Source organism: Paucilactobacillus salsurae, from assembly GCF_054784995.1.
The window spans coordinates 47,226-57,319 of the sequence record NZ_BAAHWX010000009.1; the positions used below are offsets into that span (position 1 = coordinate 47,226).

Annotated in this window: 12 protein-coding genes and 1 other annotated feature; of the genes, 9 read left to right on the forward strand and 3 right to left on the reverse strand. The window is 37.1% G+C overall.

Annotated features, from left to right (window positions below; genetic code table 11):
* Nucleotides 1-43 precede the first annotated feature (43 nt).
* From ACYVQZ_RS07795 to ACYVQZ_RS07825, 7 genes are all read left to right on the forward strand, one after another.
* Complete coding sequence (locus ACYVQZ_RS07795; protein WP_461240842.1) at nucleotides 44-274, forward strand: heavy-metal-associated domain-containing protein; 231 nt, start codon at nucleotides 44-46, stop codon at nucleotides 272-274.
* Between the two features lie 16 nt (nucleotides 275-290).
* Nucleotides 291-839 (forward strand): ferritin-like domain-containing protein, encoded by a 549-nt coding sequence (locus tag ACYVQZ_RS07800; protein WP_461240843.1) that lies wholly within the window; start codon nucleotides 291-293, stop codon nucleotides 837-839.
* Nucleotides 840-1,196: 357 nt separating this feature from the next.
* Nucleotides 1,197-1,835, forward strand: a complete 639-nt coding sequence (apf, locus tag ACYVQZ_RS07805) for an aggregation-promoting factor (RefSeq protein WP_461240844.1) — start codon at nucleotides 1,197-1,199, stop codon at nucleotides 1,833-1,835.
* 223 nt (nucleotides 1,836-2,058) lie between these two features.
* Complete coding sequence (locus ACYVQZ_RS07810) at nucleotides 2,059-2,790, forward strand: sulfite exporter TauE/SafE family protein (protein ID WP_461240845.1); 732 nt, start codon at nucleotides 2,059-2,061, stop codon at nucleotides 2,788-2,790.
* Nucleotides 2,791-2,863: 73 nt separating this feature from the next.
* Nucleotides 2,864-3,514 (forward strand): MIP/aquaporin family protein, encoded by a 651-nt coding sequence (locus tag ACYVQZ_RS07815; RefSeq protein WP_461240846.1) that lies wholly within the window; start codon nucleotides 2,864-2,866, stop codon nucleotides 3,512-3,514.
* A 129-nt stretch (nucleotides 3,515-3,643) separates the two neighbouring features.
* Nucleotides 3,644-4,549: a DMT family transporter gene (locus ACYVQZ_RS07820; RefSeq protein WP_461240847.1), complete on the forward strand. Its 906-nt coding sequence runs from the start codon at nucleotides 3,644-3,646 to the stop codon at nucleotides 4,547-4,549.
* Between the two features lie 248 nt (nucleotides 4,550-4,797).
* Nucleotides 4,798-5,745: a hypothetical protein gene (locus ACYVQZ_RS07825; RefSeq protein WP_461240848.1), complete on the forward strand. Its 948-nt coding sequence runs from the start codon at nucleotides 4,798-4,800 to the stop codon at nucleotides 5,743-5,745.
* Nucleotides 5,746-5,797: 52 nt separating this feature from the next.
* Here the strand turns inward: ACYVQZ_RS07825 and ACYVQZ_RS07830 are convergent, their stop codons facing one another.
* From ACYVQZ_RS07830 to ACYVQZ_RS07840, 3 genes are read right to left on the reverse strand one after another with little or no spacing between them, the layout of a single operon-like run.
* Nucleotides 5,798-6,274, reverse strand: coding sequence for a nucleoside 2-deoxyribosyltransferase (locus ACYVQZ_RS07830; protein ID WP_461240849.1), 477 nt, complete (start codon nucleotides 6,272-6,274; stop codon nucleotides 5,798-5,800).
* Nucleotides 6,275-6,301: 27 nt separating this feature from the next.
* Nucleotides 6,302-6,973, reverse strand: a complete 672-nt coding sequence (locus tag ACYVQZ_RS07835; protein WP_461240850.1) for an NAD(P)-dependent oxidoreductase — start codon at nucleotides 6,971-6,973, stop codon at nucleotides 6,302-6,304.
* A 5-nt stretch (nucleotides 6,974-6,978) separates the two neighbouring features.
* Nucleotides 6,979-7,551 carry a TMEM175 family protein gene (locus ACYVQZ_RS07840; RefSeq protein WP_461240851.1) on the reverse strand — a complete coding sequence of 191 codons (573 nt, stop codon included), beginning with the start codon at nucleotides 7,549-7,551 and terminating at the stop codon, nucleotides 6,979-6,981.
* A 389-nt stretch (nucleotides 7,552-7,940) separates the two neighbouring features.
* Here ACYVQZ_RS07840 and ACYVQZ_RS07845 point away from each other — a divergent pair, with 389 nt between their 5' ends.
* Both ACYVQZ_RS07845 and tyrS read left to right on the forward strand, forming a co-directional pair.
* Nucleotides 7,941-8,201 (forward strand): hypothetical protein, encoded by a 261-nt coding sequence (locus tag ACYVQZ_RS07845; RefSeq protein ID WP_461240852.1) that lies wholly within the window; start codon nucleotides 7,941-7,943, stop codon nucleotides 8,199-8,201.
* Nucleotides 8,202-8,252: 51 nt separating this feature from the next.
* Nucleotides 8,253-8,446: a binding site (T-box leader), on the forward strand.
* A 51-nt stretch (nucleotides 8,447-8,497) separates the two neighbouring features.
* A complete protein-coding gene (gene tyrS, locus ACYVQZ_RS07850) occupies nucleotides 8,498-9,754 on the forward strand; it encodes a tyrosine--tRNA ligase (protein WP_461240853.1) in 1,257 nt (418 codons plus the stop codon).
* Nucleotides 9,755-10,094: the final 340 nt, after the last annotated feature.

A 10,094-nucleotide genomic window follows, 5' to 3' on the forward strand; every position in this document is an offset into this window, starting at 1 on the left:
ACTCGTTACAATAAAGATAATCAAAGAACAAATGGAGGAATGAATGATGAAAAAAGCAATCTTACAACTCGGAGAATTAACCTGCCCATCATGTTTAACTAAGATTGAACACGCTGTGGCTGGTACCAATGGCGTTGATAGTGTCAAAGTACTCTTCAATGCAGGCAAAGTTAAAGCTGAATTTAATGCTGACCAAACGAGTGCTGACGATTTGGCCGATGTTGTCGAAAAATTAGGCTACAAAGTTCAAAACGTGAAGGTTAAAGATCTATAAACAAAGGAGTAAGCAGATGACACAAAATATTGATGACTTATATGCAGCAGAGCTCAAACAAACCGATATCGATCATCACACACCAACGGCTGGTGCCATGACAGGCCATATTTTAGCCAATTTAACGATCAACAATACTAAGTTGCACCAGGCAATGTGGTATGTGAAAGGACCAGCTAGTTTACAATTAAAATCGTTATATGCATCTTTAATAGAAGAAACACGTCAACAATTTGATCAATTAGGCAAGCTGTTGCTTGATGAAAACGAGCTCCCACCTTCGAGTACAGAGGAATTCGTAAAATACAGTATGTTGGAAGAATCAGGTAAAAATAAGTATTTTGATACTGAACAATTAGTGGACGTGACGGCACATGATTATGCCACCCAAAATATGTTCATTGATCGCGCCATTAAACTGGCTGATAAAGAAGAACGACCAGCGCTGGCAGCATTCTTGATCCAGTTACGAGGGCAAAACAATCACACGATTCAAACGCTCCAGGCCTTTTTAGGCAAGAATGCGTGGGACGGATTAGTCGAAGAAGACGACGATGAAGACTAAATTTGTCACGAATCAGACAAAAAAGCATGAAAAAAAGCTAATTTTAGCATTAATTACTAGATTACAAGTTACTGTGGGCTGTAACATTTAAAAAAGCAAAATGCTGTTCTATACATTGCTAATAAGATTGACCTAGCAATATTTGAAGGGCTTCCAAAAACACGATTTTACTGAAAAATAAATACTGAAGAGATTGCGTGGAAGAAACATTTGTTTCAATCCACGCCTTTTTTATGTCGAAGAATACGAATCAGGCGAAAAAAGAAATATTGCTGTTATTGGTTTGTAACATTGAGCCTGTATAGTACGTGATTGTCGAACAGAAATAGACACAAACAAAAAGGAGTTTTTTATTTTATGAATTTCAAGAGTAAAGTTGTTAAGTTTTCAGCAGCCATTTTAGGTACAGTTGCATTTGGTACATTCGCTGCTGCTACAAGTGCCAGTGCGGACACAATCTACACAGTACAAGCAGGCGATACACTTTCAGAAATTTCTTACAAGTATGCCAACGATCTTAGTTTGGTAGACACATTAGCACAAAAGAATAATATTGCAGACAAAAATTTAATCGTTGTTGGTCAAAAATTAATCATCAAAGATGATGGCGAAATTCGTCCAGCTACTCAAGCAGAAGTTGAATCAACACCAGCTGCTAACAGCAGTGCTGCAACTTCATCAAACAGCTCAAATACTGCAGCTGCTAGCTCATCAAGTACAGCTAGCCAAGCTACAACATCAAGTTCAAGCAATTACACCAGCTCAGCTACAGGCAACGATGCCTCAGCTAAAGCTTGGATCGCTGCTCGTGAATCAGGTAATTCATACTCAGCACGTAATGGCCAATACATTGGTAAATATCAATTGAGTTCAAGCTACTTAGGTGGCGACTACTCAGCTGCTAACCAAGAACGTGTCGCTGACAACTATGTTACTAGTCGTTACGGTTCATGGTCGAATGCTCAAGCTCACTGGATTTCATCTGGCTGGTATTAAAGAGCCGAGTAACACGAAATATAATTTTTGAAGATTAATTAAAGCCAATTATCATGTTATCATGGTAATTGGCTTTTTTTATTGATTCAAAAACACGTGTTTTTTTAAATATGAAAAAAATAAACATGATGTCTTAATAAAAAATTATGATGTCATAAATTAATATTAATGATACACTGTTAACTAATATGAGATTAATATCGAGATAAAAAGGAGTACCCAAATGACAATCGTTTTAGCAATTATCATTGCCCTATTTGGTGCACTTGTTCGGACAGTATTTGGTTTTGGTGAGTCGTTAGTGACAATGCCATTACTAATGTTGATTGGATTAAACTTGCAACTTTCGACTGCATTAGTTGGTGCCTTAGGACTACTTGTAGCATTACCAGCCAGTTTCAGAATTCGCGAACACATCGATTATCCAACAGTCATTAGATTAGTGATTGGCTCGTTATTCGGTGTTGTTTGTGGTGTGCTATTAATTAAGTATGTAGATCCTAAAATCATTAGAGTAATATTAGGCTTTTTTTTACTACTTTATGGAGCTTATAGTCTTTTAAATTCCTTATTTCAACGTGAAAGATCAGCCCATTTAAAAAGCAATTATTTTGATTATTTAGCTGGATTACTCTCAGGAACGCTGGGAAGTGCGTTCAACAGTCATGGTGTGATTGTCGTGATTTATGGCACCATCAAAAAATGGCCGCTCTTAAAGTTACGCGCGGTGACACAAGCTCATTTTGTCTGTGTTGGAATATTGGTGGTTATTAGTCAATTCTCCGCCGGTTTTTGGAGCTGGGATGTAGTCAAATTATTGTTAATTATTTTGCCTTTATTACTCATCGTCATTCGCTTTGGAAACTGGATTACAACGGTCGTTCATCCAGATACTTTGGTTAAGTATGTATATGGTTTATTAATCATTTTTGGTATTTTAATGTTAATCCAGTAAATGAAAAAATCATTGTATTAGAAATGTTCGTGGGGTAGAATGTTTTTTGTATTGAAAAGAGAGGAGCTTTGACATGCGTAAATATGTTTCAGAGTTTTTGGGAACGTTTCTACTTGTATTTTTGGGAACTTCATCAGTTGTGATTGCTAAAGGCGGTGTTTTGACAATCGGGCTGGCCTTCGGGTTAGCCATTACGATTTCGGCCTACGCTTTTGGTGGTATTTCAGGTGGCCATTTTAATCCAGCTGTGACAACGGCGATGCTGATTAATCGAAGAATTGAAGTGGTTGATGCTATTTTTTATATTATTGCTCAAATTATTGGTGCAATTTGTGCCAGTTTCTTTGTTCAAGTCTTCGTAAAAGCACTAGGATTAAAGGCAACTGCCCTTGGTCAAACTGATTTCACTACGATTGGTGCAGGCACAGCCGTACTTGTGGAAGCCTTAGTGACATTTTTATTCTTAATGATTATTTTAAATGTGACTAGCGACGATCATGGTAGTTCAGACTTTGCCGGCTTAGTGATTGGAATTGCTTTATCATTCTTAATTATCATGGCCTTGAACTTAACGGGTGGTTCTTTAAATCCTGCCCGTTCAATCGGACCAGCTATTTTTGCTGGTGGTACCGCGATGTCACATTTATGGGTTTATATTGTTGCCCCAGAAATTGGTGCAATTTTAGCAGCCTTTTGTTCACAACTTTTAGGTAGTGAAGAATAAAAAATAAACGAATTGTCGATAACTGCCGCAAACTAGGTTTGTGTCAGTTTTTTGTTTTTAAAATTGGCTTGAAAAATTAAGGTGAGACTGTTAATTTGATTTGTAGTGATTACAAGGGAGGCGGGGTAGTTGAATAATAAAACTAAAGGCATCATGTTAGCAATTTTGGGTCCTTTTTTATGGGGCGTTTCCGGGAGTATTGCCCAATATTTATTCTCAAATTATAACGTGGATGTCCACTGGTTAATTACGATGCGCATGTTTATTTCGGGCTTCGTTTTAGTGAGCTATGCATTATTAACTGATAAAACAGCTACACTTGCGCCATTGAAAAACAGATCGTCGATTCTACCACTGGTTGGTTTCAGCATTTTGGGAATGTTTGCGTCACAATATACATATTTTATGGCAGTTAAAGTGAGCAGTGCTGCAACAGCAACAGTACTCCAGTTCCTATCGCCGGTTCTAATTATTGTCTACCTAGCAGTGACAACTTGGCACTTACCGAGAAGAATTTACGTTTTAACAGTGTTGATTGCGATCCTTGGGACATTAATTTTGGTTACGCATGGGCAATTCACTAGTTTATCATTACCCTTTTCTGGGGTTGTCTGGGGTTTGGCGTCAGCCGTTGCCGGCGCCGTGTACACATTGATGCCACGTAACTTACTTCAAACTTTTGGATCGATTCCAATTGTTGGTTGGGCAATGTTATTTGGTGGTCTTGTTTCAATTGTTGTCTTTCAAACTTGGCAAAGTTTTCCAAAGTTCGATCCACACTTGTATCTGTATGTCGCTTTTGTGGTGTTCTTCGGCACCATGTTAGCATATTTGTTTTATTTACAGAGTTTAAATTATATTGAACCGACCGTTACCAGTGTTTTGGGAGCGTTCGAACCATTATCTGCTGCTGTCATTTCAGTGCTTTTCTTGGGTGTCGCTTTTGGCTTTTCAGAAGTGCTTGGTACTACATTGATTTTAAGCACGGCTGTGATTCAATTTTGGGCTAACCGTATTCATCCTACCTTGGGTTAATATTAGATTATTATTCGGAGTTTCATTTAAACTTCATTATTTAGTCATAGTCTTTCGCTAGAATAATGCTATTGCGTCTTAAATAAATGTGATTACGTGTGGGCACGGCATTTCACGAAACGTGATTTTATAGTGTAACAAGACAGGTTTTGTCACAACAGGATGGTTTGTGATACACTCGTGTTAATTAATTTTTCTGAGCTATCGATAGATGGCTCATTAAATAAGGATAGGTGAGGATAGGCTCGATGGATGAGAAACAAGGAATTAAAACAAAAGATTTTTTAAAACAACTAAAAGAAAAAATGAAACCACATTATGCACAATCACTAGGTGTCTTACTTGGACTCTTTGTGCTCGTAGTGGCTACATTTATGATTTTTGGTATTGCGGCTTACTATGTTATGCGGACGTTAAGTCTAAAAGTAATGATGCTGATGTACGGTATGACAACGATGTCATCGCTGATTTTATGGGGCGGTGCACTGATTTTGATCATCATTTTATATTTTGTGGTGATGATTTTTGTCTACTTTTTCCAAACAGCCATTCAATTCAAGTTTCAAGATATTGTTAAGGATGACAACAACAGCATTACGATTAAAGGTATCTTTGCTCAGTTCAAGCAATTGAGAAAAAGCCAATTATTGCGCTTATTTTTGTGGACAGGTTTGTTCACCTTCCTATGGCAATTACCGTTTTCACTGGTTAGTGACCTTTTACCTAAAACAGGTGTACTTTCTATCTTGACGGTTATTATTCGCTTGGCAGGCTATGTTGTGGCATGTTGGAAAGGCATTGAATATAGTCAGGCTTTATACTTGTATCGTGAAAAGCAACCTAGCTTTTTAGGACAATCCATGCGGCATGCTATTACAGCAAGTCGTCGTTTTATGGGTGGCCGTAAGTGGAAGTACTTGTGGTTAAGTATTGTTATGGCCTTACCAATACTTGTTTGGGCTGGAATTTTAGGTGGTGTCACCTACTGGGGTATTTATACTTGGACTCCAGTTGTGATGTATTTAGCACCGATCATTTTGGTACTTGGTCTCTGGGCATATTTACCGGTTATCTTTGTCTTCAGTCCGCTGTTTTATGAACTGAATAAAGATCATGTTGATTTAGATAGTACTTTTAAGGATACGTTTAAGGAGCTACCTGAATTAAAAAATCAAACAACTGAAACAACTAAATAATCAAAAAAACGCTTGAAATCATTATGATTTCAAGCGTTTTTTATTAATTGAATTAGAAAACTTTCATGTCTGTCCAAATGGTTGGCAGCGTATTGAAATTGTAATCTGCTAGACCAGCAGCAATTTTATTGCCAGTAAACATGGCTGTGTGTGAACGAGCCAGCATTAAATTGAGTTCATTTTCTGGTTTAAATTGAACCATGACTATGGGGATGTGCCAAGCCCAGGCAGCACCAATTTCAAAAATCGTCCCAGCATCTGGTTCTAAGTTTTGTTCTTCATACTTATAATCTAAAATACCAACAACGACATCGGCGCGCTTGACCTGCCGCATATCTGTGGCAAACACAGAATCTTGCCATTCTGTCGAAGCAAATGGCAAACTTTCTTCTTGATGTTCCTGAGGGTTATAGATCTCGTCAGAATCGATTGATTTGTTTTTCTTTAGGGCTGCCATGATAACGTCGATGCGTTCTTTTTGTTGATCGGAGAAAAACGGACTCGCTAAGTAAACTTTATTTTGATACATGAGACACCTCGTAAGATTTTTTTATTGTTAACTTCTAATATACTGGTTATAATCATCGTTGCCAACTGCAAATCGGGCTTGATGAATTGTTGGCTTTTCGAGTTCATCAACGATAGCAGCGGCCAAGTTACCGCTAGATAATGTGGAAACGCCATCTTGATTGAACATGGCTTTGTCATCATCATTACGACGATAATTTGTCTTTGGGCCATCTGAATAATTTAATGCGGGTGATACTGCTACCCAATTGACATTGGTGACGGTTTGCAGAAAATGAAGTTCATGAACTTGCATTTGCGGGGTATCAATCCAGGATTGAGCACTAGGATCTTTTTTGAAACGATCAATAAATAACTCACCATCAGGAGCTTGCAGACTGGCGGCACCGACAACAAATAAGATTCGTGGCTGTGTTGTGTTTCTCAGAATACGGATTAAATGAGCGGCCATATCAATATGCAGGTAGCCCAAGTTTTTGTTGCGAGGGACATTGAGTGCGTTGACTACCACATCAAAGTCTTTTAGTTGATCAAAAGTCAGATCAAAAACGTCACTTTCAATGATTTGTTGAGTTTGTAGCAAATCTTCTGCCTTTTGACGATTACGGACAATTGCGGTAACGTCATGGCCACGACTTGTTGCTTCTTTAAAAAACTGTTGTCCAGTCATACCGGTTGCACCTAAAATACCAATTTTCATGATGATTACTTCCTTTCGTGTTCTTTGAAATAGTTCTCAACATTCTTATAAGGAATAACCCAAATCAGGGTAACTAAAAAACAGCCAATCAAACCAAACGGTGGAAACATCAAAGTGATTAAAAAGGTTAAACATGACCAACCAAACGTAAAGGTGTCTTTTTTGCCTAATGCACCAGCAATTTTAGGATTGCTTTTGACAATGCAGTAGCGCAAAATCATCCAAGAAAAGCTGTAAAGCATATATAAGGAGACATACAGCAGTTCCGCAAATTCAGATCCCCAATGTTTATCCACAGTAGCTGTGACAAACGGAAATAATGAGACCCAAAATAATAAGTTCGTATTGGCCCATAAAATGCCACCAGTGATTTTTTCAGTAACTTGAAACATGTGGTGATGGTTGTTCCAAGTCACGGCTAAAATAAAAAAGCTAAATAAATACGATAGAAGTTGTGTACGAATATCCCACAAGCCTTTTAATGAAAGATCAGATAATGGCTGTAGTTCTAAAACTAAAATGGTCATGATAATGGCAATTACCGCATCGGTAAATGCCTCCAAGCGCCCTTTTGACATAAGAATCTCCTTTATATAGAACAAACGTTATGTTTATTATATTTTTTTTGCTGTTCAAAGTGCAAATTTTTTGTGTTTTGCCGAAATTTAATTAATTTTATTTTTGCCTATAAGGTGATAGGTAGACGTATACTTAAAGGCCTGAACTAAATTTGAAATTAATGATGTTTAATAATCTCTTAGTCTTTTAATAACAGGATTAATGGCAACTTAACAAGTGCATAGTGACAACGATTGAATTGAGAATTAAAAATTTGATGAATAGCATTAGTTTATAGTAAAATTGATGAGAATCATTATTTAATGCTAATTTATTCACAGAATATTCACACCTTAGTTTTAATATGCTAAGTATAGAAAGCGCATACAGAAAAACGAGGTGACTAAACATGTGGTTAGAAACAGAATACAATTATCATCGCTTCAACGTAACTTGTGGTACATGTCCAATGGTCGAAAATGGATTCTGCGGACAAGTGATCAAAGAATACGTCAACACATATTTAATCGAACTAGATATGAGAACCATTAATCCACTCGATCGAAAGTCGCTGATGCAAATTAAAGATTTTAATGGTCGAGTGGTTATTGCTAAGAAATACGTCCACGCAGTTGGCCAGATTGAGAAAGTCGAAGAAGTCGCGCAATAAACGATAAATCAAATTGACTTTTGACATCAAGCAGGCTAAAATCAATTCATAATAAAAGTGATGAAATAATATAGTAGAAATTGGTGTGGACATTCAGAAAAATCAGCGGGGCTGTAAGCTGATTCAAGACTAATTTTGAATTACAATTATGGAGCTTTAAATAATCGGATCGTTGCGTTATAAACGGAGAGTGAAAAACAATTGTTTTTAATTCAAGGTGGTAACGCGGAAATTTCGTCCCTGACTTCAAGTTGAAGTCGGGGATTTTTTATTGGTCCGTAATCTAGGAGGAAGTTATGAATATTATTGACGAACTGAAGTGGCGGGGTGCGTTGAATCAAACGACAGACGAACAACAGTTAAAGGAATTGACAACGGAAAAAAAGATTGGCTTATACTGTGGAGTTGATCCAACGGGTGATTCATTGCATATTGGTCATTTAATTCCATTCATGATGTTAAAACGATTCCAGCTACAAGGACATCATCCAGTAATCGTCATCGGTGGAGGAACTGGAGCAATTGGGGATCCATCTGGTAAAAATTCTGAACGTGTTTTACAAACAATGGAACAAGTTCAACACAATAAAGCGTCTTTAACAGCGCAAATGGAAAAATTATTTGGAACAGATAACTTTACGATCGTTGATAACTTTGACTGGTTATCCAAACTATCATTGTTAGATTTTTTGCGCGACTACGGTAAGTTATTTAATGTCAATACAATGTTGAATAAAGAAGTGGTTTCAAGTCGTTTGGAAGTCGGAATTTCATTTACTGAATTCACATATCAAATTTTACAATCAATCGATTTCCTTCATCTCTATCAACATGAAGATGTTCAATTGCAAATTGGTGGTGCTGATCAATGGGGTAACATTACTGCCGGAATTGATTTGATTCATAAAATAGAAGGTTCAGAAGCAGTTGCTCATGCATTGACGATCCCGTTGATGCTAAAAGCAGATGGAACCAAATTTGGTAAGACAGCTGGTGGTGCAGTTTGGCTGGATCCAGAAAAAACAACCCCTTACGAATTTTACCAATTCTGGTTAAACCAGGATGATCGCGATGTTGTGAAATATTTAAAGTACTTCACTTTTCTAGATGAACAAGAAATTGATGATCTTGCTAAATTAGTTGAAACACAACCAGAAAAACGCGAAGCCCAAAAACGCTTAGCTCAAGAAGTGACTGAATTCGTGCATGGTAAAGAAGCAGTAGTTGAAGCAGAACATATTAGTGCAGCACTCTTTTCAGGGGATGTTAGTGAATTGAGCGTGTCTGAAATTGAGCAAGGATTCAAAAACATGCCATCAGTCACAGCGGGCAGTAATCCAATGAATATCATTTTGTGGCTTGTTGATGAAACCAAAATTGAACCTTCAAGACGACAAGCTCGTGAAGATGTTCAAAATGGTGCGATTCGGATTAATGGTCAAAAAGTAGATGATATTGAAGCTGAAATTGACCCACAACAACATTTTGATGGCAAGTTTGTCATCGTTCGACGCGGAAAGAAAAAGTACTTCTTAGCGCGCATAGAAGGTTAGTTACGGTTGATTAAAACTAGGTTTTAAAAAAGAATTGAATTTTTTTCAATTCTTTTTTATTTTTCCCTTGACGAAGGGTCCTCTTTTCTGTATAGTTATTAATCGTTGCTGCTACAGAAATGAGCAACAAAATAGTTCAAAATAATTAAAAAAAAGATTGACACATCAGGTTAATCCGAGTATTATATTATTTGTTGCCCAACAAGGACAATGACGAACAAAGTAGACCTTTGAAAACTGAATAAAGTTTCGACGAATCAAATGTGCAGGGCTCTTAAAACGTAGATTTTAAGAGAAATAACATTTGCGAAGTCAATTCGCTAAAAGCAACAAATAAAAA